General features: G+C 72.4%; 21 protein-coding genes. 12 read left to right on the top strand and 9 right to left on the bottom strand.

Annotation, left to right across the window (positions count from 1 at the left end; all coding sequences use genetic code 11):
- Window positions 1–9: 9 nt before the first annotated feature.
- Both KO717_RS02165 and KO717_RS02170 read right to left on the bottom strand, forming a co-directional pair.
- Window positions 10–705: a response regulator gene (locus KO717_RS02165; RefSeq protein ID WP_301364063.1), complete on the bottom strand. Its 696-nt coding sequence runs from the start codon at window positions 703–705 to the stop codon at window positions 10–12.
- Window positions 702–1,928: a sensor histidine kinase gene (locus KO717_RS02170; RefSeq protein WP_301364064.1), complete on the bottom strand. Its 1,227-nt coding sequence runs from the start codon at window positions 1,926–1,928 to the stop codon at window positions 702–704. Before KO717_RS02170 ends, KO717_RS02165 begins: the two co-directional genes overlap by 4 nt.
- 132 nt (window positions 1,929–2,060) lie before the next feature.
- On the opposite strand from KO717_RS02170, the gene KO717_RS02175 reads away from it, so the two are divergent.
- Window positions 2,061–2,993, top strand: a complete 933-nt coding sequence (locus tag KO717_RS02175) for an ATP-binding cassette domain-containing protein (RefSeq protein ID WP_301364065.1) — start codon at window positions 2,061–2,063, stop codon at window positions 2,991–2,993.
- 9 nt (window positions 2,994–3,002) lie between these two features.
- Window positions 3,003–3,605 (top strand): YdeI/OmpD-associated family protein, encoded by a 603-nt coding sequence (locus KO717_RS02180; protein ID WP_301364066.1) that lies wholly within the window; start codon window positions 3,003–3,005, stop codon window positions 3,603–3,605.
- Between the two features lie 97 nt (window positions 3,606–3,702).
- On the opposite strand, the gene KO717_RS02185 is transcribed toward KO717_RS02180, so the two are convergent.
- Entirely contained in the window at window positions 3,703–4,107 is a 405-nt protein-coding gene (locus tag KO717_RS02185) for a DUF5997 family protein (protein WP_301364067.1), read from the bottom strand.
- Between the two features lie 58 nt (window positions 4,108–4,165).
- Between KO717_RS02185 and KO717_RS02190 the strand changes: the two genes are divergently transcribed.
- The 3 genes from KO717_RS02190 to KO717_RS02200 all read left to right on the top strand — a co-directional run bounded on the left by KO717_RS02190 (window position 4,166) and on the right by KO717_RS02200 (window position 6,638).
- Window positions 4,166–4,987, top strand: coding sequence for a LysR substrate-binding domain-containing protein (locus KO717_RS02190; protein WP_301364068.1), 822 nt, complete (start codon window positions 4,166–4,168; stop codon window positions 4,985–4,987).
- Window positions 4,988–5,115: 128 nt separating this feature from the next.
- Window positions 5,116–6,231: a PP2C family protein-serine/threonine phosphatase gene (locus KO717_RS02195; RefSeq protein ID WP_301364069.1), complete on the top strand. Its 1,116-nt coding sequence runs from the start codon at window positions 5,116–5,118 to the stop codon at window positions 6,229–6,231.
- A 35-nt stretch (window positions 6,232–6,266) separates the two neighbouring features.
- A complete protein-coding gene (locus KO717_RS02200) occupies window positions 6,267–6,638 on the top strand; it encodes a VOC family protein (protein WP_301364070.1) in 372 nt (123 codons plus the stop codon).
- Window positions 6,639–6,689: 51 nt separating this feature from the next.
- Here KO717_RS02200 and KO717_RS02205 read toward each other — a convergent pair whose 3' ends face one another.
- On the bottom strand, window positions 6,690–7,118 hold the full coding sequence (locus KO717_RS02205; RefSeq protein ID WP_301364071.1) for a protein-tyrosine phosphatase family protein: 429 nt from the start codon (window positions 7,116–7,118) through the stop codon (window positions 6,690–6,692).
- Window positions 7,119–7,376: 258 nt separating this feature from the next.
- Here KO717_RS02205 and KO717_RS02210 point away from each other — a divergent pair, with 258 nt between their 5' ends.
- Entirely contained in the window at window positions 7,377–8,867 is a 1,491-nt protein-coding gene (locus tag KO717_RS02210) for a cellulose binding domain-containing protein (RefSeq protein ID WP_301364072.1), read from the top strand.
- An 83-nt stretch (window positions 8,868–8,950) separates the two neighbouring features.
- Here KO717_RS02210 and KO717_RS02215 read toward each other — a convergent pair whose 3' ends face one another.
- Entirely contained in the window at window positions 8,951–9,601 is a 651-nt protein-coding gene (locus KO717_RS02215; RefSeq protein ID WP_301364073.1) for a hypothetical protein, read from the bottom strand.
- A gap of 630 nt (window positions 9,602–10,231) precedes the next feature.
- On the opposite strand from KO717_RS02215, the gene KO717_RS02220 reads away from it, so the two are divergent.
- Window positions 10,232–10,975 (top strand): carbonic anhydrase, encoded by a 744-nt coding sequence (locus KO717_RS02220; protein ID WP_301364074.1) that lies wholly within the window; start codon window positions 10,232–10,234, stop codon window positions 10,973–10,975.
- A gap of 67 nt (window positions 10,976–11,042) precedes the next feature.
- On the opposite strand, the gene KO717_RS02225 is transcribed toward KO717_RS02220, so the two are convergent.
- Window positions 11,043–11,282, bottom strand: coding sequence for a chaplin (locus KO717_RS02225; RefSeq protein ID WP_301364075.1), 240 nt, complete (start codon window positions 11,280–11,282; stop codon window positions 11,043–11,045).
- A gap of 1,192 nt (window positions 11,283–12,474) precedes the next feature.
- On the opposite strand from KO717_RS02225, the gene KO717_RS02230 reads away from it, so the two are divergent.
- From KO717_RS02230 to KO717_RS02240, 3 genes are all read left to right on the top strand, one after another.
- The gene (locus KO717_RS02230; RefSeq protein ID WP_437184460.1) at window positions 12,475–13,299 is read left to right on the top strand and encodes a hypothetical protein; all 825 of its coding nucleotides are present in this window, start codon (window positions 12,475–12,477) and stop codon (window positions 13,297–13,299) included.
- Complete coding sequence (locus tag KO717_RS02235; RefSeq protein ID WP_301364076.1) at window positions 13,296–14,000, top strand: class F sortase; 705 nt, start codon at window positions 13,296–13,298, stop codon at window positions 13,998–14,000. Before KO717_RS02230 ends, KO717_RS02235 begins: the two co-directional genes overlap by 4 nt.
- Window positions 14,001–14,166: 166 nt before the next feature.
- Complete coding sequence (locus tag KO717_RS02240; RefSeq protein ID WP_301364077.1) at window positions 14,167–15,141, top strand: hypothetical protein; 975 nt, start codon at window positions 14,167–14,169, stop codon at window positions 15,139–15,141.
- Between the two features lie 165 nt (window positions 15,142–15,306).
- On the opposite strand, the gene KO717_RS02245 is transcribed toward KO717_RS02240, so the two are convergent.
- Window positions 15,307–17,568, bottom strand: coding sequence for an MMPL family transporter (locus KO717_RS02245; RefSeq protein WP_301364078.1), 2,262 nt, complete (start codon window positions 17,566–17,568; stop codon window positions 15,307–15,309).
- A gap of 175 nt (window positions 17,569–17,743) precedes the next feature.
- On the opposite strand from KO717_RS02245, the gene KO717_RS02250 reads away from it, so the two are divergent.
- A complete protein-coding gene (locus KO717_RS02250; RefSeq protein WP_301364079.1) occupies window positions 17,744–18,919 on the top strand; it encodes a sensor histidine kinase in 1,176 nt (391 codons plus the stop codon).
- Entirely contained in the window at window positions 18,894–19,556 is a 663-nt protein-coding gene (locus KO717_RS02255; RefSeq protein WP_301364080.1) for a response regulator, read from the top strand. Before KO717_RS02250 ends, KO717_RS02255 begins: the two co-directional genes overlap by 26 nt.
- A 149-nt stretch (window positions 19,557–19,705) precedes the next feature.
- On the opposite strand, the gene KO717_RS02260 is transcribed toward KO717_RS02255, so the two are convergent.
- Window positions 19,706–20,164 (bottom strand): DUF7144 family membrane protein, encoded by a 459-nt coding sequence (locus KO717_RS02260; RefSeq protein WP_301364081.1) that lies wholly within the window; start codon window positions 20,162–20,164, stop codon window positions 19,706–19,708.
- 171 nt (window positions 20,165–20,335) lie between these two features.
- Window positions 20,336–20,533, bottom strand: coding sequence for a hypothetical protein (locus KO717_RS02265; protein ID WP_301364082.1), 198 nt, complete (start codon window positions 20,531–20,533; stop codon window positions 20,336–20,338).
- Window positions 20,534–20,679: the final 146 nt, after the last annotated feature.

The raw sequence follows: 20,679 nt of genomic DNA on the forward strand, positions 1-20,679 counted from the left end.
CCGGGCACCTCAGCGAGGCGGTGCGACCAGCCCCATCTCGTACGCCATGATGACGAGTTGGACCCGGTCCCGGGCGCCGAGCTTGGTGAACAGACGCGAGACGTGCGATTTGGCCGTGGCCGCCGAGATGAACAGCTCCTCGGCTATCTCGCCGTTCGAACGGCCCCGCCCCACCAGGGTCAGCACCTCCCGCTCACGCCCGGTGATCCCCGCGACGGGCCGCGGCTCCCGCCCCCGGGCCGCTTCCGGGGCCGCCGGCCCGGGCGCCCGGACGAAGTCCGCGATCAGCCTGCGGGTGACGCCCGGCGCGATCAGGGCGTCCCCCGCGGCGATCACCCGGATCGCTGCGAGGATCTCCTCCACGGCCATGTCCTTCACGGCGAAACCGCTCGCGCCGGCGCGCAGCGCCCCGTAGACGTGGTCGTCCTCGTCGAAGGTGGTCAGCACGAGGACCTTGACGGCCTCCGCCCCCGCGGTGATCAGCCCGGTGGCCTCGATGCCGTCCATGCCCGGCATCCGGATGTCCATCACCACCACGTCGGGGCGCAGTTCGGCGGCGAGGCGGACCCCGTCGGTGCCCGTACCGGCCTCGCCGACGACCTCCAGGTCGGTGGTGTCGGCCATCAGCACCCGCAGACCGGACCTGACCAGCGGCTGGTCGTCCACGAGCAGGACGCGGATCGCCCGCGCGGGAGCCACGGTCATCGGAGCCCGTCCAGGGCCGCCGCGGCGAGGGACAGCGGCAGCGCCGCCTCCACACTGAAGCCACCCCCGGCCCGGGGCCCGGCGCTGAAGCGGCCGTGCAGCAGGCTGACCCGCTCGCGCATGCCCGTGATGCCGAATCCCGTACTTCCGATGCCGTCGGGCGCGCCGCGCCCGTCGTCGACGACCTCCACGGTCAGCTCCTGTTCCCCGTAGCCGATGGTCACCCGGCAGTGTCCGGTGCCCGCGTGGCGGACCACGTTGGTCAGCGCCTCCTGCACGATGCGGTACGCCGACAGGTCCACCTCGGGCGGCAGTTGACCGCGCTCCCCCTCCCACCGTACGTCGACCCGTACTCCGGCGTCGGCGGTGGTGGCCACCAGCGAGCCGAGGTCCGACAGGCCGGGGGCGGGTCCGAGCGGGGCCTGCTCCCCGGGGCCGTCCGGCTGGGCCCGGCGCAGCGCGACCAGCGTACGGCGGAGACCGGACAGGGTCTCGCGGCTGGTGGCCTCGATGGCTTGCAGGGCGGCGCGGGCCTCCGCCGGCTGGGTGTCGATGACCCGGCTGCCGACACCGGCCTGGATGGCGATCACGCCGATGCTGTGGGCGACCATGTCGTGCAACTCGCGTGCGATGCGCAGCCGTTCGGCGGTCACGGCCTCGGCCACCTGCTGCGCGCGCAGTTCGGCCGTGTGCTCCCGGCCCTCACGGAACCGCAGGCCGGTCATGTAGACGGCGCCCAGGGACAGGAAGGCGATCAGGCTCGTGCTCATCATGTCGTACGGTCCGACGGAGAACAGCCCGACCGCCGGGAGCTCCACGACGAGCACCATGGCGAGTGCGATGACCGCGTCCCGCCGGGGGCGCGTGGCGACGACGAGTCCGAGGACGAGGTCCGAGGCGAGGAAGACGAGGAACCGGCCCGGACTGTGGTCCCGGGCGGCTCCCGCGACGAGGGTGCCGCCGAGGAGGGTCAGGGTCAGTGCCGCCAGGGGCCGGTGCCGCAGCAGGGGGACGAGCGGGGTCACGGCCAGCAGCAGCACGACCCCGAGGAGCGGCCCGGCGGCGTACGGGACACCGCCGATCAGCAGGCCCAGGACGAGGATGTAGAGGGCCGCGCCGGCCCAGGCCGTGCGGGCGGCTCCGGGCCCCGGTGTCGAACTCCGGTCGGTCTTCGGGGTCTTCGGCGTCTTCGGGGTCGTCGCGCTCTTCGGTGGGTTGTCCATGGCGTGACCGTAGCCAGCCGTCCCCGGCCCGGGCATCGGCCCCCGGGCCTACACCCCCGGGCCGAGGCCGCCGGGCGCTTTCCGCCGGCGGTGCGATGCCCGCGGGCCGGGTGCCCGGGCAGGGTGGGGCGGGTGATCGAGGTCAAGGAACTCACCAGGACGCACGGCGACCGGACCGCCGTGGACCGGCTCTCCCTCACGGCCCGGCCCGGCGCGATCACCGCGTTCCTCGGCGCCGCCGGGGCCGGCAAGACCAGCGCGCTCCGTCTGATCCTGGGGCTGGACTCCCCCACCGCGGGCACGGTCGCCGTGTGCGGGGTCCCGCTGCGCGGCCGCCCGCGCAGCCCCCACCAGATCGGGGCCCTCCCCGATCCGGCCGGGCTGCGCGGCCGGCGGACCGCCGGGGCGGTGCTGGGGGCGCTGGCCCGCGCGCACGGCATCGGGGCGGGCCGGGTGGCCGAGGTGCTGGCGGAGACGGGCCTGGCGCAGGAGTCGCGGCGGCGCGTGGGTACGTACTCCCCCGCCCTGCTGCAGCGGCTGCGCATCGCGGCGGCGCTGCTCGGGGATCCGCCCGTGCTGCTGCTGGACGAGCCGCTGGCCGGGCTGGACGCCGAGGGGGTGCGGTGGGCCCGCCGGCTGCTGCGCGCACTGGCCGCGCAGGGGCGTACGGTCGCGATCACCGGTGACCGCGCGACGGAGACGGCCGGGACGGCGGACCGGATCGTCGTCCTCGACCGGGGCCGTACGGTGGTCGCGCAGTCGGCGGCCGAGTTCACCGCCCGGAGTGACGTGGCCCGGGTCGTCGTGGGCACTCCGCACCGCGCCGAGCTGGCCGCCGTACTGACGGACGGGGGCGCGACGGTGGTCCGGGCCGGCCTGTCGGGGCCGGGCCGGCTCGCCGTGACGGGCATGACGGCGGAACGCGTCGGCGCCCTGGCCACCGAGCACGGGATCGTGATCCTCGAACTCGACACCCGCAGGCCCACGTTGGAAGAGGTGCTGGGCGAACTGTGCGCCGCTTCCCGGACCGTGTCGGCCGAGGCCGGCCCGCAGGGCGGGCGATAGCGTGGGTGCATGGAGGAACTGGGCGGGGTGGAGATCGTCGGCTTCGCGGACGCCGAGGCGTTCGAGAGCTGGCTGGCCGAGCACCACACGCGCCGCGAGGGCGTGTGGATCAAGGTGGCCAAGAAGAAGTCCGGGATCGCGTCGGTCACCGATGACGAGCTGGTCGACGTCGGGCTCTGCTACGGCTGGATCTCCGGGCAGCGGCGCGCCCTCGACGAGCGGTACTACCTGCAGAAGTACGTGCCGCGCCGGCCCAGGAGCCTGTGGTCACAGGTGAACGTGGACAAGGTCGCGGAGCTGAGCGCGGCGGGGCGGATGCGTGAGCCCGGGCTCGCCGAGGTGCGCAGGGCACAGGCGGACGGGCGGTGGACGCACGCCTACGAGTCGCAGCGGACGGCGGCGGTGCCACCGGACCTCGCGGCGGCCTTCGAGGCGGACCCGGCGGCCGCGCGGGCGTTCGAGGCACTCGACCGCACCGGGCGCTACCAGGTGATCCTGCCGTTGCTGCAGGCGCTCACGCCGGAGACCAGGCGGGCCCGGCTCGACCGGGCGGTGCGACTGCTGGGGGGAGGCGGGGCTGCCTCCGCGACCACAGGGGGCACGGGGGCGTAGGGGGTGTAGGGGGTGTCTTGCCGGTCGGGCCGGGCGAAGGCGTCAGGCCTGGCCACCCCGCGGGGAGACCAGGCCTGACGGAAGGCTGAGTCGCAGGTCAGGAGCGCTGGTCGCGGGCCTTCTCGGCCTTCTCGGCCTGCTTCTCCTTGATGCGGACCGTTTCCTTGCGGACTTCGGCCTGGGTGGCGCGCTCACGCTGGAGCCACTCGGGGGCTTCCTGCTTCAGCGCTTCGATCTGCTCCGTGGTGAGGGGCTCGGTGACCCCGCCGCGGGCGAGGCCGGCGATGGAAACGCCGAGCTTGGCCGCCACCACCGGTCGAGGGTGCGGACCGTTGGCGCGCAGCTCCTTCAGCCACTGGGGCGGATCGGCCTGGAGCGCACTCAATTCGCTGCGCGAGACGACACCCTCCTGGAACTCTGCGGGGGTGGCCTCGAGGTACACGCCCAGCTTCTTCGCCGCGGTCGCGGGCTTCATCGTCTGGGTGTTCTGGTGCGACGTCATGGTGTCAAGAGTATCGAGCGTGTGCGCTACCTCCGACCACGACCGGTAACCTTGCGGGGTGACAGGCTCGGAAGTACCCCATTCGTTCCGGCTCGCTTATGTCCCGGGGGTGACACCCAGCAAGTGGGTGCGTATCTGGAACGAGCGGCTGCCCGACGTCCCGCTGACCCTGGTCGCGGTGTCCCCGATCGAGGCGTGCGGCGTGCTGCGGGCGGGCGGCGCGGACGCCGGATTCGTGCGGCTGCCGGTCGACCGTGACGACCTCAGTGCGATCCCCCTCTACACCGAGACGACGGTGGTCGTGGTCCCCAAGGACCACCTCGTGGCCGCTGCGGAAGAGGTGTCCACCGAGGACCTCGCCGACGAGATCGTGTTCCACCCGCTCGACGACACCCTGGACTGGGAGCAGCTGCCGGGCAAGCCCGCGATCGAGCGCCCCGAGACGACGGCGGACGCCATCGAGCTTGTGGCCGCCGGGGTCGGTGTCCTCGTCGTCCCGCAGTCGCTGGCCCGCCTGCACCACCGCAAGGACCTGACCTACCGGCCGGTCTCCGACGCGCCCGCCTCGCGGGTCGCGCTGTCGTGGCCGCAGGAGGAGACCACCGATCTGGTGGAGGAGTTCATCGGGATCGTCCGCGGCCGGACCGTGAACAGCACACGGGGGCGCGCACCGACCCCGCCGCAGCCCAAGGCGAAGCGCAAGCGCCCGGAAACGGGTACGGGTGGCACCGGCGGTGGCGGCGCGCAGCGGAAGACGGGGGCCGGGAAGTCCTCGTCCGGGAAGCCGGGGGGCAAGAACCCCCGTGGGGCCTCCGGCGGGCCCAAGGGCGGAAAGGGCGCGAAGGGCGGGAAGGGCGGCAGGCCTGGCCGTCGCCCGTAGGCCCCGGCTGTCGTCCGTAAGCCCCGGCTGTCGCCCGTAGGACCGGCAGGCTTCCGTAGGACCGGCAGGTCCGCCTGCGACGGCCGGGCTTCGGGGATCCGGCTCACCTCGCGGTGTATGCAGGAGGGATGGATCTCCGGCCGCCGTCGTACCCTCGTCACCACCGGTCCCCCAGGGTGAGCCGCGCGCAGCTGGCGGTCCCGTTCGCGCTGATCGCCCTCGTGACGCTGATCGACGTGCTCGCTCCTCCCGAGGTGCACCTCGGACCGTTCCTGGCCGCAGCCCCGGCCGTGACCGCGTCGTTCGCGGGGCCGCGGATGACGGCCTTCGTCGGACTGGTCGCCGTACTGGCCCAGGTGGTGGTCGCGACGGCGCGCACCACCCTGACCGACCTGAACCACACCTTCCAGATCATTGCGCTCGTGATGATCTCGGTGTTCGTGACCTTCTTCGCCCACCTGCGCGAGGTGCACGAGAAGGAGGTGACCCAGCTGCGTTCGGTGGCGGAGACCGCCCAGGAGGTGGTCCTGCGGCCGCTGCCCGACCGGATCGGCCCGCTGAACGTCGCCTCCGTGTACCTGGCCGCCGCGGCCGAGGCCCAGATCGGCGGCGACCTGTACGCCGCCGCCCGGACGGCCGCCGGCACGCGGCTGATCATCGGCGATGTCCGGGGCAAGGGCCTGGAGGCGGTCGGGGACGCCGCGCTGGTACTGGGCGCCTTCCGGGCCTCCGCCCACCAGGAGGCCGGGCTTCCGGGCCTGGTGGACTACCTGGAGGCGGCGGTCTCGGCGGACCTGGACGGGGCCGGGGACGAGGGCGAGAGCTTCGTGACCGCGGCCGTCCTGGACATCCCCGACGCCGAGCCGGTGCTGCACCTCGTCAGCTGCGGCCATCCGCCGCCGCTGCTCGTGCTGCGCGACGGCGGCGCCGAGCAGTTGGAGGTGGACCGGCCCGCGCCACCGCTGGGGCTGGCCGGGCTCGTGGCATCGACGGTCACCGCGCAGACCTTCGCCTTCGCCGAAGGTGACGTCCTGCTCCTGTACACGGACGGCGTCCTGGAGGCACGCGACCGGGCGGGCGCCTTCTACCCGCTGGCGCGGCGCGTGACCGCATGGCCGGGCCTGCGTCCGCAGGCACTGCTGGACCGGCTGTGCGAGGACCTGCTCAAGCACGCGGCCGGCAACACCCTGGACGACGACGCGGCGATGGTCGCGATCGAGCGGCCCGCGGCGCAGGCACCGTAGGACGCGGGCCGGTCCCGGTTTGCCAGAATCGGATCATGCTGACCCTCGGAACGATCGTCATGGGAGCCGCGGACGTGCGGCGGGCCGCGGAATTCTGGAGCCAGGCGCTGGGGTACGTACCCCGTGGCGGCCAGGTGGACGACGGCTGGACGGTCCTGGTCCCGGCCGACGGCGCCGGGCCCGGCCTGGCGCTCGGCCGCAGTGTCACACCCGTACAGGAACGGCCGCGCGTCCACCTCGACCTGTACGCGGCGGACGCCGCGGAGCAGGCGGCGGAGGTGGAGCGGCTGGTCCTGCTGGGTGCCCGGCACGTCGACTGGGATTCCTACCCGGAGGACCCGGATTTCGTGGTGCTGGCCGACCCCGAGGGCAACCGCTTCTGCGTCATCGACGCCACGCACGGCTAGAAGGTTCACCGGGTCGGTGCGTCGTGTGCTCATGGCTGATGTGTGATGCCGCTAGTGGAAGCGGGAGACGAACCGGCGCTGCCAGGGGGTCTCGACGGCGCGCGGAGCGTAGTGCTCCCGGACGTAGGCGACGGCCTCACCGTGGGGTACCCCGTCAAGCACGGCAAGGCATGCCAGTGCCGTGCCGGTCCGTCCGTGTCCGCCGGCGCAGGCGATCTCGACGCGTTCGGCCTCGGTGCGTGTCCATGCCTCGCGCAGCGCCTCGGCGGTCGTGGCGCGGTCGGACGGCAGCCAGAAGTCGGGCCAGCGGAGCCAGCGGCTCTCCCAGGCGACCGCCGGTGGCCGGCGGCCCAGCAGGTAGAGCGCAAAGGTGGGCTCCGGGCCTTGCGGAAGTGGCCTGCTCAGTCCCCGGCCGCGGACGAGCCGGCCTGAGGGAAGTCGCAGCACGCCCGGCATCGTGGGTTCCCATGTGGCAGTCACGGTTCGAGCGTAGACCCCGTAGGTTGACGGTCAGGCGGCTCGTTGCTCTTCTCGATGTCCGAGCCGGGAGGGCGGCGGCCCCGCGGTGCGGAGGCGGCACGAGCTCGGCGAACCCGCTTCCTGATGCCCCGCTTTCCCCTGCCTTAAGCGGAACCTAAGACTCATCAGGGTCGCACCGAAACGAACGAATGTCCGTTTCGGTGCGGCTAGCGTGCTGCCGGATCCCCAACTCCCCAGTAACACAGAGGCAGGCACGCGATGGGCAGCACAGTCGGGCACCGGCGCAGGACGAGCCGTACGGCGAAGGTCACGAGCGCGATCGTGACGGCGGCGGTGATCGGTGGGGTGGCCTTCGCCTTCACCGGGACCGCGCAGGCGACCTCCGTCGGAGCCGTCTACACCAAGTCCAGCTCCTGGAGCGGCGGTTACACCGGTCAGTACGTCATCACCAACAGCACCGGCACGTCGCAGTCGGACTGGACCCTGCAGTTCGACCTGCCGGCGGGCACGAAGATCGACTCGCTCTGGAACGGCACCCACACGGTCTCCGGCCGCCGCGTGACCGTGAAGCCCGCGAGCTGGAACGGACAACTGGCCGCCGGAGCCTCCGTCACCGTCGGCTTCGTCGCGAGCGGCACCGGCACCCTCGGCGACCCCACCGGGTGCCTGATCAACGGGGTGAAGTGCTCGGTGGACCAGGGCGCCACGGCCCAGCCCAGCGGGCGCCCCACCACCCGGCCCACCGTCACGGCGAGCCCGGCCCCGACCGCGTCCGCCACCTCCGCCGCGCCCACCGGGACCAAGTCGCCCTCCCCCACGGCGACCGCCCCCACCGGCACCCCCGCCCCCGGGGTCGGCGGCGCGCGCTTCGCCCCGTACGTCGACACCTCCCTGTACCCCGCCCACGACCTGCTTGACACCGCGACGAAGACCGGGGTGAAGGAGTTCCACCTCGCCTTCATCACCTCCGGTGGCGGCTGCGCGCCGTTGTGGGGCGGCGTCACCGATCTCGCGAACGACAAGGTCGCCGCCCAGATCGGTGCGCTGCGCGCCCAGGGCGGCGACGTACGGGTCTCGTTCGGCGGGGCCGCCGGTCACGAACTGGCGCTGAACTGCGCCACCGTGGACGAACTGGCCGCCGCGTACGGCAAGGTCGTCGACCAGTACCGGCTCACCAAGGTCGACTTCGACATCGAAGGTGCGGCCCTGCCGGACACGGCGGCCAACGCGCGCCGTGCGCAGGCCATCGCCCGGCTGCAGAAGTCCCACCCGGGCCTGGACGTGGCCTTCACCCTGCCCGTGATGCCTGAGGGCCTGACCCAGCCGGGTGTGGCGCTGCTGGCCGACGCCAAGAAGAACGGCGTGCGCGTCGACGCCGTCAACATCATGGCGATGGACTACGGGCCGGCGTACAGCGGGGACATGGGGCAGTACGCGATCCAGGCCGCGACGGCCACGCAGGCGCAGATCAAGGGTGTCCTCGGCCTGTCCGACGCGGCGGCGTGGAAGGCCGTGGCCGTCACACCGATGATCGGTGTGAACGATGTCGCGAGTGAGATCTTCACGGTGGAGGACGCGACGCAGCTCGTGCAGTTCGCCGCGTCGAAGGGGATCGGCCGGCTGGCCATGTGGTCCTCCACGCGCGACAAGCAGTGCGCGGCCGGGGCCGTCAACCACGCCGACGCGACGTGCAGTTCGATCCTCCAGCAGCCGCTGGCCTTCACCAAGGCGTTCTCCGCGCTCAAGTAGCCGCGCGAGGCCCGACCGGTGAACGGCCGACGGGCCCGCCGCACGTCATGTGCGGCGGGCCCGTCGGCCGTGGTACCGCGCCCCTACGCGTGGATGCCCGCGCGGGCAGCGAGGTCGAGTGCCGCGTCGAGGCGCGGAGCCGGGCGGCCTTCGGTGTGGGCCGCCGCCAGGAGCGCCGCCACGGCGTCCGCGTCCGCCTTGCGTTCGCGCGCCAGGGCCGCGAACCGGGCGACGGCCTCGGTCAGACTCCGCTCCAGCGCGTACGGGGCGTCGAACGAGGACACGGTGAGTCCGAGGAACTCGTCCGCGTCCTGGCCCACCCAGGCCGCGGCCCCCTCCAGTCCGTCCTCCTGCACCTCGTCCGGGTACGGGATGCGGTGCCAGGCGCCGTTCTCCCACCAGTAGACGAAGCCGAAGAGGTTGCCCGCGGCGTCGTCGCGCAGGAGGTCCCAGGGCAGCCAGTCGGGGCCGCCCGCGAGGAAGTCGATCTGCTCTCCGCCGACATGGGTGTGGCTGCCGTCGGGGTCCTGGCCGCAGAACACCGCGCGCCCGCCGTCCAGTACGGTCAGGCGCCACCAGCCGTCGGCGCCGGTGGAGTGGCACCACAGGCCGTCGTCGTCGAGGGCGAACTCGGTGCTCGTCGAGCACGCGGTGTCGACGATGGCCATGGTCACCGCCCTGGACCAGAGCAGTTCGGGGTGTTCGAGGTCTTCGGGCCGGCTCGGCGTGTGCATCGTGTGGTCTCCTCCCGGGTGCCGGACAAGCCTCGCATGCGGGCCCGGGTCGGCCGAATTTCCGATGCCCGGACGGGCACGGCGGCCGGGAAGCCGATGTTCGGCTCTACGGCCCGCTTTCCAGCATTGCCTTCTGAGAAGGAGCCTCTTGCCATGCTCGTCCTCGACTCCTCCCGCACGAACACCGCGCCAGCCCGGCAGGGGCGCTCGTGGTCGAGGGGGCCGGGGACCCCGAGAACGGGGGCGGATTCGGCTGGGGCATCGTGGGCCGTACAGGCCGTGTGGCGCCCGGCTCCGCAGACACAGAGACAGGCGCTGGCGCAGGCACAGGCACAGGCACAGGCAGTCTGACCGCCTGACCGGGGACGGCAAGGTGGCGCTCGGCGCGGAGGCCGGGCGGACGACATCGGGCGCGCAGGCCGAAGTCCGGCGGCTCGCCGCCCTGCGGCCGCCCGCGAAGCCCCTCCGGCGCGACCCGGGGGCTCGACGGACACCCCGTGGCCCCCGCCGCTCACGCGCTGCCCGCATGCTGAGAAGATCCCGGCCCCATCAAGCCCGCCCCCGCGCGGATCCCGCCATTGTGGCCGCCGAGCCAACTCCCCTACCGGAATGGCGGGTTACGGTCCGGCCATGTCTTCGAACATACGAACCCTCCCCGCTCAGCACAGCCGCCGCACCCTGCTGCGCACCGCCGTCGCGGGCACGGCGGCGGCCGCCGGAGCGGGTCTGACCCTCGGCGCGGCCTTTCCCGCCTTCGCCAACCCGCGGGATCCCGAGAGCACGGAGCCCGTGACCACCCCCGGGCAGGCCCTGCGCCGGCTGGCGGCCGGCAACCAGCGGTGGCGGACCCAGGACCAGGAGCACCCGCACGAGTCCGCGGCCGTGCGTCGCCGGCTCGTCCAGGGCCAGCAGCCCTTCGCGATCGTGCTGGGCTGCGTCGATTCACGCGTTCCGCCCGAGCTGGTCTTCGACCAGGGGCTGGGTGACCTGCTGACCGTACGTTCGGCGGGCGAGGTGCTGGACGAGGCGGTTCTGGGGAGCATCGCGTACGGGGTTCTGGAGCTGCGCATACCGCTCGTGCTGGTCCTGGCCCATCAGTCGTGCGGAGCGGTCGCCGCGGCGGTCCACGCCGACGAGTCGGGCGAGCCGCTTCCCGCGCACATCCAGTACCTGGCCGATCAGATACGGCCCTCCATCGATCACAGCCAGCACGGCCAGGCCCGCGTCGACGCGACGATCAACGCTCACGTGCGCAACGTCCGCAGACGGCTGGCGGCCGAGCCCGACCTCGCCGCAAAGGTGGCGACGGGCGAACTGGCCGTGCTCGCCGCCCGCTACGAGCTGCGCGACCAGCACGTACGCACCCTGGCCTGACGGCGGTGGTGCCTGCGGGCCCATCCCGGTCGAGCCTCCGACCGGGATGAGCCGCGGTTCACGACCTTCAGGCGTTGACGCAGGTGTTGGCGGCGGCCGGGTTGAGCAGGCCGATGATGTTGATGCTGTTGCCGCACACGTTGATCGGAACGTGGATCGGGATCTGGACCACGTTGCCCGAAAGCACGCCGGGCGAGCCGATCGCGAAGCCCTCCGCGGTGGCGTCCGCCGACGCCGAGGACGCACCGCCGATGACCGCCAGGCCGAGCACCAGGGCAAGACCCGCACTCTTCAGAACACGCGACACGTGACATCTCCTTGTAACCGCACAGCGGCGCCGGAGCACCGCACGGCCCCGAGCGGGGCCGTCGCCCTTTCCTTCGGCAGCTGACGGCCTCCTGGCCTGGTTCCGGCCGCCCGGTTCCCTCGAATAGGTGGCCCCTCGCCTCCGTTCGGAGGTACGGGAACGCCGCGGGACCCCGTCGACCCGACCCTCTTGTCGGACCATCCGACCGACTCCCCGGCCCTGCACGCATCCCGCATCCCGCATCCCGACCGTCACGATCCCTCGCCGTTCCGCCGCCGCCGAGGAGCCACAGGCCCTGCGCGCTCCTGCCGATCCGCCGCTCCGGTCGCACGCCCGGCCCGGGCGACGGGTGGTCAGCACGGGTTGGAGTACCTCGCGTTCGACGATCTGCTCGCGCACATCGGTGACGGAGCCGGCGGCCGGCTCGCCTTCCAGGCGTCCTTCCCGGTGCACGCGCAGCCCTGACGGCATTTCTTAGCATCAGAGGTCAACTATTCGTCCGGCCGCCGCCCGGAGGACTAGAAAGGTCGGGACCGAACCGGACCGGACCGACGACGGGGATGATGCCCCCGTCGACGACCGGAATGACATCTAAGGCGGTGGATGCGCGTGCGTAGATGCGGCAGAATCGAATGGATAGCGGTCAGATTACTTCCGGAGAGACCGAGTTCCGACTCCTCCACCTGACGCGGTCGGCCCCGCCGCAGCCTGTGCCGATAGGCGGGTGCAGGGCTGACCTGGACGCAGGGAGGAGGGATTCCCCGACCTCCTCCCTGCGTATGCGGCTGCGCGTTTCCTCCACGAAATCCCGGCCGCTCGGCGCAGGCGCCGCTATGGCCTGGCACAGGCCGCCGACGTGCGGCGTTCGGGGACTCCGCCGTGGGCCACGTCCTGGCCGACGACGATGACCGGCTGCGGCGCGGCCGCGTTCCGACGTGCACCGCACACGGAATTGCGCCGGTTCCCGAAAGGCCCTGCGAGGCTGCCTTGTTTCCCGCGCCCCGGCCGACGTGATGTCACACAGTCGCAGGAGTCGAGCGCATCCCGAAAAACTCACCTGAAACTTTTTCATATGGGCACCCATCCGCAGGCGTTGGGGCACCGAAGGAGTAACGAGAGCCTCTTCAAGGCCTCGTTCACAACCCGTACGATCTGCGATTCCCGTCTGGGGATCCACGGAACAGGAGCGAATGTGATAGTCAAGCGCGCCGGTCGCCACGTGGCTCTCGCCGCCATACCCGCCGCCGTGGTCCTGACCCTCGGCCTTTCCGGACCAGCTCTCGCGGAGAGCGGGAAGGCGTACCAGATCGACCTGGCGCAGCTGAACAACTCGGGCTCCAGCGGTACGGTCATGCTCACGCTCAAGGGCAGGCAGCTCACCGTACAGATCGAGTCCAAGGGCATGGTGCCCGGACAGCCGTCGGCCCAGCACCTGCACGGCTCGACGAAGGGGCACGACTTCCACTGCCCGGACGCGACCGACGACAAGGACGGCGACGGGGTCCTCAGCAACACCGAGGCCACGCACGACTACGGCGACATCAACATCTCGCTCACCACGGGCGGGGACACCAAGCCCACCAGCGGCCTCGACGTGCTGCGCATGCCCGTCGCCGACGCGCAGGGCACGATCCGCTACAAGCGGACGATCGAGGTCGGCCAGGACGTCGTCGACCACATCAAGGACCTGCACGTCGTGCAGCACGGCATCGACCGCAACAAGAACAAGAAGTACGACTTCGAGGGGGCGGGCAAGAGCGAGCTCGACCCGAAGCTTCCCCAGGAGGCCACGGCTCCGACCAACTGCGGAGAGGTCAAGGGCGCTGCCGTGGGGTCGATCCCCGTCGGCGGCATCGAGACCGGCGGCGGCACCGAGGAGCACACGGCGGCGCCGGTGACGGTGCGCGACGGTGTGGCGATCACGGTACTCGCGGTGGTGGCGGGTGCGGTGATCATCGGGCGGAAGCGGTCCGGTGTGGGCTCCGTCCGCCGGGGGACCACCGGGGGCGGCGCGTGAAGCCGGCCCCCACGCGGCTCCGCCGCCGCACCGCAGGCCCGCTGGCGGCCGCCGTCCTCGCCGGACTCCTCCTCTCGGGGTGCGGCGGCGGCCAGGACGCGGCGCAGCCCGCCGCCCCGGCGGGGCAGAACCTCCCCGGCGGGGCGCCGGCCGGCGCCGACGCCTCGCCCACCGGGAAGGCGCCCGCAGCGGGATCGAAGGGCGGAGCAGGGGCGGATGCCGGTGCGGGCCAGGCCGAGCAGGCCCTGGCCCGGTCGGCGCCGCAGAAGATCACGATCCCCTCCCTCAACCTGTCCAGTTCCCTGGAGACGCTGCAACAGAACCCGGACGGCACCATGCAGACCCCGAAGGACCCCGCGCTCGCGGGCTGGTACGAGCCGGGGCCGACCCCGGGCTCCCAGGGGCCGGCCGTGATCGCCGGGCACGTCACGTGGAACGGAGCGTCCGCGGTGTTCGAGAAGCTGAAGACGATGAAGGGCGGTGACACCATCAAGGTCACCCGGCAGGACGGCAAGACGGTCACGTTCACGGTGGACCGGGTCGCCGAGTACCCGAAGGCCGAGTTCCCGACGCTGGAGGTGTACAAGAACATCGACCACGCGGGCCTGCGCCTGGTCACCTGCGGCGGCACCTTCGACCCCAAGAAGCACTATTACGACAGCAACGTGGTGGTGTTCGCCCGTATGACGGGCGCCGCTTAGCCAGGACGGCGGATCCGGGAACCCGCCCGTCGGCCGCAGGGCCCCACTGCGGCTGACGGGCCCGGTCACCGCCCGACCGGATGAGTATCCGTACTCATGGCGTGAGCATGATCACGCAGCCACGATGGAGCACCGGAACGGATCTTCATCGAGGGGGACGGCACGCATGGGTGCGACCGTGGAGGAACACGGGGGCGGGAAGAACGGCGGCGGAGGGGCGCTGCGCGCCCGGGAGGTGCTCGGCCCATCGATCCGGCCCGCCGGTGTGGGTGCGCTGCTGGGTGTCCTGTGGTTCGTGGTGGCCGTGCTGCCGTGGGACTTCGACGACCTGTGCCACAGCGACGAGCCCTGGGGGTGCCTGGGGTTCGGGCTCCTGATGATGGCGGCCGTCCCGCTCGTCACCACTGTGGCCGGCTGGGTGCTGCTGCGCGTGGCGGGTGTCCGTCCCGCCTGGCGGGTGGCCGCTCTGGGCGGGGTGCTGGCCCTGGCGGCCGAGTACCTGTTCGCCCGGTCGGGGGGCGGGTCCCTCCTGGCCTCGTACGCGATGCCGCTCGTGATGGCCGCGGCCTACGCGGCCGCGGCGGCCGTCGCACTGCCCGGAGCCGGCTCCCTCCGCCGGTGGGGGGTGCTCGCCGCCGCCCTGCTGCTGATGTGGCCGTTGTCGGCAGCCCTCGGCGAACGCAGCATCTCCGCGTACACGGAGCGGCAGATCGCCGCCGCCGAGGTCCCGTTGCTGGCCCCCGAGCTGAACGACTACCGGCTGTACTTCCCGGAGGCCGACGTCTACGACGGCACGTTCCTCTATCTCCTGCTGCCCAGGCCGGTGGAGACCAGCGCCGCCGACCGGGAGCAGCGCGGTGTCCAGGTCACCGTCGGCCCGCAGATCCCCGGTTTCGCGCCCCCGGACGTCTGCGAGGTCTACGGCAGCCGAACACGGGTCGACGCGGGCCCGTGCGAACAGGTGGCTCCCGACACGTGGCGCTCGTCGTGGAACGGGTCCATCCGCTACATCGCACGACGCGAAGGCGTCATCGTGGTGCTGAGCGGCGGTGGACCGACCGTTTCCGACGAGGACCTGAGGGCCATGGCCGGGTCCCTCACCGTACGGAAGCCCGCCTTCTTCGTCGACCCGAACGGCTAGGGCGCGTATCGGAGTCGTGTCAATGTGCGGGATGTGCCTTCGTGGCACGGTCCGGTCCGACAGACGGTCTTACGTGACGCGAGTGCAACTGACCGACCCGGATCGGGAGTTCATCGAGCCGTACCTGCCGATCGGCGCGGAAGCCAAGGGCGGGCAGGAGTTGGGTCAACGGTCGACCAGCCGTGGACGCGGGTCCTCATCCGTGGATTCCGCGTCGGTGTCGTCGGTGCCGACCGGGCCGCGGGGAAGCATCCGGTCCAACCATTTCGGCAGCCACCAGTTGGTCCGGCCGAGGAGTGTCATGGTCGCCGGTACCAGCACCATGCGTACGACCGTGGCGTCGATGAAGATCGCGGTGGCCAGGCCGAGCCCGAACATCTTGCTGGAGGGGTCGTCGGCGACGGCGAAGGACAGGAACACCGCCACCATGATGAGGGCGGCCGACGTGATGATCCGGGCGGTGCCCGCGACGCCCTCCACGATCGCCGTGCCGTTGTCGCCGGTGCGCACGTACTCCTCGCGCACCCGCGAGAGAAGGAACACCTCGTAGTCCATCGACAGGCCGAACAGGATGGCGAAGAGGAACATCGGGATGAACGACACGATCGGAACCGTCGCCTCCAGCCCGATGAGCGCACCGCCCCAGCCCCACTGGAAGACCGCGACCATGACCCCGTAGGCCGCGCCGATGCTCAGCAGGTTCAGCAGCACCGCCTTGAGCGGTACGACGACCGAACGGAAGACCAGCATCAGCAGCAGGAACGAGAGCGCCAGCACGGCGGCGACGAACACCGGCAGGCGTTCGCTGGTGCGTCGGCCCACGTCGGACAGGCTCGCGGCGGCGCCGCCTACGTGCGCCCTGGCCGGGCCGTGCCCGATCGCCGCGGGCAGCACCTCGGTGCGCAGCCGGGAGAGGGTGTCGGCCGTGGCCTTGTCCTGAGGGCTGGTGGTCGGGAACACCACGAGGGTCGCGACGCCGGTGGCCGGGTCGATGCGCGCCGGCGCGACGGACGCGATGCCCGGATCCGCCGCGACCGTCGCGACGAGACGGTCCACCACTCCCGGATCACCGGCGGGGTCCGCGGCGATGACGAGGGGACCGTTGGTGCCCGGGCCGAACCCCTCGGCGACGAGGTCGTAGGCACGGCGCTCGGTACGGCTCTGCGGCAGTGAGCCGTCGTCGGGCAGGCCGACGCGCAGGCCGAGCAGGGGCAGCGACGCCGTCAGCAGCAGCGCCGCCGCGCCGACCGCGTACGCCACCGGGTGCCGGCCGACGTGCCCGATCCAGCGCCGCCACCCGGCGGCGGGGACGGCGTCCGGAGCCGCGCCCTGCCGTCGGAAGAGCCGCCCGGCCCGAAGAGCACGGCCGATCCGGCCGGCCCGGCCCAGCCGCGGGCCCGCCGCGCCGAGGAAGGCCGGCAGCAGCGTCACCGACGCGAGCACCATCGTCAGGACGACGATCGAGACGGCAACCCCGCCCACCGTCATGAACGGCACGTTCGCGACCGCCAGGCCGAGGATCGACACGACGACGGTGCCTCCGGCGAAGACCACCGGCCGCCCCGCCGTGGCCACCGCTCGTGCGGCCGCCGCCTGCGGATCGAGCCCGCGCGCGAGGTACTCCCGGTGCCTGGCGAGCACGAACAGCGCGTAGTCGATGCCCACTCCGAGCCCGACCATGCTGCCTAGGACCGGTGCGAAGGTGGGGACGTCCGTCACCCCCGCCAGTACCGTCATCGTGGCGACCCCGACGGTCAGTCCGAAGACCGCCATGCCGATCGGCAGCGCGGCGGCGACGAGCGAACCGAAGGCCAGGAACAGGATCGCGGCCGCGGCGAGGAGGCCGATCAGCTCGCTCGCGCCGCCGTCGGGGTCGGAGAAGGCGTAGAAGAGGTCCCCGCCCATCTCGATACGCAGGGGCAGTTCGGCGCGCAGCCGGTCGCCGAGAGCGACGAGGGCGTCGAGGTCTTCGGCCGACAGCCGGCTCTGGTCGGGGTACTGCACGCGGACGACCGCGATCCGCCCGTCGGCCGAGACGAGGCCGCCACGCACGGCGGTGTCCCCGCCTGCGTCGAGTGCCCCCGCCGGGTCGCTCGTGCCGAGCACGTGCGGCAGCCGCTTCACCTCGGTCTGCAGCCGCGTGAGAGCGGTGCGGGCGCCGTCGTCGTCGAAGAACGTCGCACCGCCGTCGAGGGGGGTGACGACCACTTGGGCGGTCATCCCCTCCTGGCCGGTGCCTGCCCGCTCGATCAGTTCCGCGGCCCGTCGGGAGTCCAGTCCCGGAGCGGTCATCGAGTCCGCGGTCCGCCCGCCGAAGGCGACGGCGGCGAGGACGGTGAGCGTGGCGGCGATCAGCCATGCCGCGATCACCCGCCAGGGATGGCGCGCGGCGCCTGCGCCCAGGCGCAACAGGGCTTTCGAGAGCATCGGGTCCTCCAACCACCTTGTCGGCCGTCCTTGTACGGCCGCCGATGCCGAGGCTCCTCGCCACGGCGCTCCGCGGCATCGGCCCGCGGGCCGCGGATCCGTCGGCCCCGGGGCGGAGTGACGACCCGTCCTTTCGGCCGATGCGCGGCACGCCGCGGTGCCTAGGCTGAGAACCGTGCTACGAGACGACCTGCGAACTCTGTGGACCGAACCCCGGCCGCCCGGCGCGCCCGCCCGGGTGCGGCGGGACTGGGCGCTGCTCGCCGCGGGCCTTGCCGGTGTGGCGCTGGAGGCCACCCTGCGCGAGAACGTCGTGTGGCGGCCGGTGGCGGTGGTGTTCGCCGTATGGCTGTGCCTGCTGCCCCTGTGGCGCCGGACCCGCCCCCTGGCGATGGTCAAGCTGGCGTTCGGCTCGGTGATCCTGCTTCAAGTGGCCTCGCTCATCGCTGCACCGCGCGGGACGGTCGGCCTGGACACCGGCGCCTGGGTCGTGCTCGTGCTGGTGTACGCGCTGCCCCGGTGGGGATCGGGACGGGAGATCGTGCTCGGCGGCGCGGTGATCCTCGCGGCCTGCACCCTGGCGACCCTCACGTACGAGACCCCCGTCGTCGAAAAGGTCGGGGGCTTCGTCTTCCTGCTGCTGCCCGGCGTGGTCGGGGCTGCCGTGCGGTTCCGTGTGACCGCTCGCGAGCGGCAGTTGGAGCAGGTGCGCTCCCGCGAGCGCGAGCAGCTCGCCCGGGAACTGCACGACACGGTGGCCCACCACGTGTCGGCCATGGTGATCATCGCTCAGGCGGGCCGGGTGCTCGCGGGCACCGACCCGTCCGCCGCCGTCGAGGCGCTGGAGGGGGTCGAGGAGGAAGGGGCGCGCACGCTGGAGGAAATGCGCGCCATGGTCGCAGCGCTGCGCGGCCGCGGGGTCGGCGCCGAGCTGGCGCCGCCTGCCGGTGTCGCGGATCTGGAGCGTCTGGTGCGCACCCCGGGTGGTCGCCTCAGGGTCGACCTGGGGCTCGACGGCGAGCTGGACGCGCTGCCCCCGGCCGTGGACGCGGCCGTCTACCGGATCGTGCAGGAGTCGGTGACCAACGCGCTGCGCCATGCGGTCGACGCGACCGAGGTCGTCGTCCGGGTCGCCGCGGAACGGCACATGGTGCGGGTGAGCGTGCGCGACGACGGCCGGCGTACCGGCCGGGGTCGCGACGGATACGGACTTACCGGATTGCGCGAGCGCGCGACGCTGCTCGGCGGCACACTACGAGCCGGCCCGGGTACCGACCGGGGCTGGCATGTCGACGCCGAACTGCCGAGAGCGAGGAGCGAGAGCGGTGTCCATTCGCGTCCTCGTCGCTGACGACCAGACGATCATCCGCACCGGTTTGCGGATCATGCTGAACGCCCAGCCCGGCATCGAGGTGGTCGGCGAGGCCGCCGACGGGCGGGAGGCGGTACGTCTGGCCCGCGAACTACGCCCCGACGTATGTCTGTTCGACATCCGCATGCCCGTACTCGACGGGCTCGAGGCCACCCGGCTGGTCGCCGGCCCGGGCGTCGCCGACCCGCTGGCCGTGGTCGTCATCACCACGTTCGACCTCGACGAGTACGTCTACGGCTCACTGCGTGCCGGCGCCCGCGGATTCCTCCTCAAGGACACGGGACCGGACCTTCTGGCCCAGGCCGTACGGTCGGCGTCCGACGGTGAGGCGCTCATCGCGCCCAGCGTCACCGTCCGTCTGCTCCAGGCATTCGCGGACCTGCCCGCCGGCCGGCCCGTGACCCAGCCGGTCTCCCCCGTCACCGCCCGCGAGGAGCAGGTGCTCCTCGCCGTCGCTCGCGGGCTGACCAACACCGAGATCGCCGATGCACTGCACATCAGCCTCAGCACGGTGAAGACGCATCTGGCCAGCCTGATGGCCAAACTCGGCGCCCGTAACCGGGTCGAGATCGCGATGTGGGCCTACGAAACGCGCCGTATCCTTCCCGGAACCTGAGCCGGGTGCCGGGCCATGTCCCACGAGTCCCCGCCCGGACATCGGTGCACCGGTCGGCTCACGTCGGCTCCATGTGCCTCACCCGCCCCGGAATGTGCGGCGGCACCCGGCCCGTCGCCGGGTCGGGTGCCGCCGCGCATGGGGGCGTGTCAGTCGGTGGCGTGCGTCCAGCTGGTGCACAGGGCCCAGATGATGAACACGTCGATCGCGATGATGATGATCGACCACCAGGGCTGGTACGGCAGCCACATGAAGTTGAGGATCACGCTGATGCCCGCCAGTGCGATACCGGCGCCCCTGGCCAGGTTCGAGCCGGCGAACAGGCCCACCCCGGTGAGGATGACGATGATCCCGACGATGAGATGGATCCAGCCCCACGTGGTGAGGTCGAATTCGAAGACGTAGTTTCCGACGCGCGCGTAGACGTCGTCCTTGGCGATGGCCGCGATGCCCTGGAACACCGCGAGACAGCCGGTGACCAGGAGGAGGACCGCGGCGAACAGCGTGCCCACGTTCCCCGCGCCCTGGCTGTCGCCGCTTGGGAACGACGTAGTGCCCGGCGCAGGGCCGGTGTTCCAGTTTCCCCCGGTCGGTGTCGGCTGGCCCATGGAATTCACCTCACAGTTGGCGGTACAGCGCAGGACCGTCCTGCTCCGGCTCGTCGGTCACAGGCTTCGGTGCCCACATCGCAGTGTCGTCCGGCGGCCCGGTTCCTGTGATCACCCGAAGCGGGTGGTCTTCGCCCGGGCACGCCCCGCGGCATGCCCGGTGGCACCCGCTCAGGCGGGCAGCCGGCGCATTTCGAGCACCCGCAGGCCCAGGGACTGGAAGCGGGTGAGGAGCCCGTACAGGTGGGCCTCGTCCGCCACGCTGCCGAACAGGAGCGTCTGCTCCGGTACGGGGACCCGGTCGAGCTCGGGAAAGCTCGCGGCGAGCGTGTCCGGTACGACCCCCGAGATGCGGAATTCGTAGCGCATGAGAGCACTCACTCCTCTCGGAAACGAAGGCTTCGGAGCCCGGCCTTCCCCTGCCATCGTCGGCCCTCCGCCCGGCGCTCGGCATCGCCCGGTGCGGGCGAGACACGCGCCCGCGGCGGCCGGCTCGCGACGGCCGGCTCGCGGCT

It is taken from the genome of Streptomyces xanthophaeus, from assembly GCF_030440515.1.
Lineage (GTDB): Bacteria > Actinomycetota > Actinomycetes > Streptomycetales > Streptomycetaceae > Streptomyces > Streptomyces kutzneri.

What these genes read in the sequence shown, in the direction of transcription:
- KO717_RS02165 (WP_301364063.1), bottom strand. Translation starts at nt 705, where the DNA reads ATGACCGTGGCTCCCGCGCGGGCGATCCGCGTCCTGCTCGTGGACGAC.
- KO717_RS02170 (WP_301364064.1), bottom strand. Translation starts at nt 1,928, where the DNA reads ATGGACAACCCACCGAAGAGCGCGACGACCCCGAAGACGCCGAAGACC.
- KO717_RS02180 (WP_301364066.1), top strand. Translation starts at nt 3,003, where the DNA reads ATGGAGGAACTGGGCGGGGTGGAGATCGTCGGCTTCGCGGACGCCGAG.
- KO717_RS02185 (WP_301364067.1), bottom strand. Translation starts at nt 4,107, where the DNA reads ATGACGTCGCACCAGAACACCCAGACGATGAAGCCCGCGACCGCGGCG.
- KO717_RS02195 (WP_301364069.1), top strand. Translation starts at nt 5,116, where the DNA reads ATGGATCTCCGGCCGCCGTCGTACCCTCGTCACCACCGGTCCCCCAGG.
- KO717_RS02200 (WP_301364070.1), top strand. Translation starts at nt 6,267, where the DNA reads ATGCTGACCCTCGGAACGATCGTCATGGGAGCCGCGGACGTGCGGCGG.
- KO717_RS02210 (WP_301364072.1), top strand. Translation starts at nt 7,377, where the DNA reads ATGGGCAGCACAGTCGGGCACCGGCGCAGGACGAGCCGTACGGCGAAG.
- KO717_RS02215 (WP_301364073.1), bottom strand. Translation starts at nt 9,601, where the DNA reads ATGCACACGCCGAGCCGGCCCGAAGACCTCGAACACCCCGAACTGCTC.
- KO717_RS02220 (WP_301364074.1), top strand. Translation starts at nt 10,232, where the DNA reads ATGTCTTCGAACATACGAACCCTCCCCGCTCAGCACAGCCGCCGCACC.
- KO717_RS02240 (WP_301364077.1), top strand. Translation starts at nt 14,167, where the DNA reads ATGGGTGCGACCGTGGAGGAACACGGGGGCGGGAAGAACGGCGGCGGA.
- KO717_RS02245 (WP_301364078.1), bottom strand. Translation starts at nt 17,568, where the DNA reads ATGCTCTCGAAAGCCCTGTTGCGCCTGGGCGCAGGCGCCGCGCGCCAT.
- KO717_RS02260 (WP_301364081.1), bottom strand. Translation starts at nt 20,164, where the DNA reads ATGGGCCAGCCGACACCGACCGGGGGAAACTGGAACACCGGCCCTGCG.
- KO717_RS02265 (WP_301364082.1), bottom strand. Translation starts at nt 20,533, where the DNA reads ATGCGCTACGAATTCCGCATCTCGGGGGTCGTACCGGACACGCTCGCC.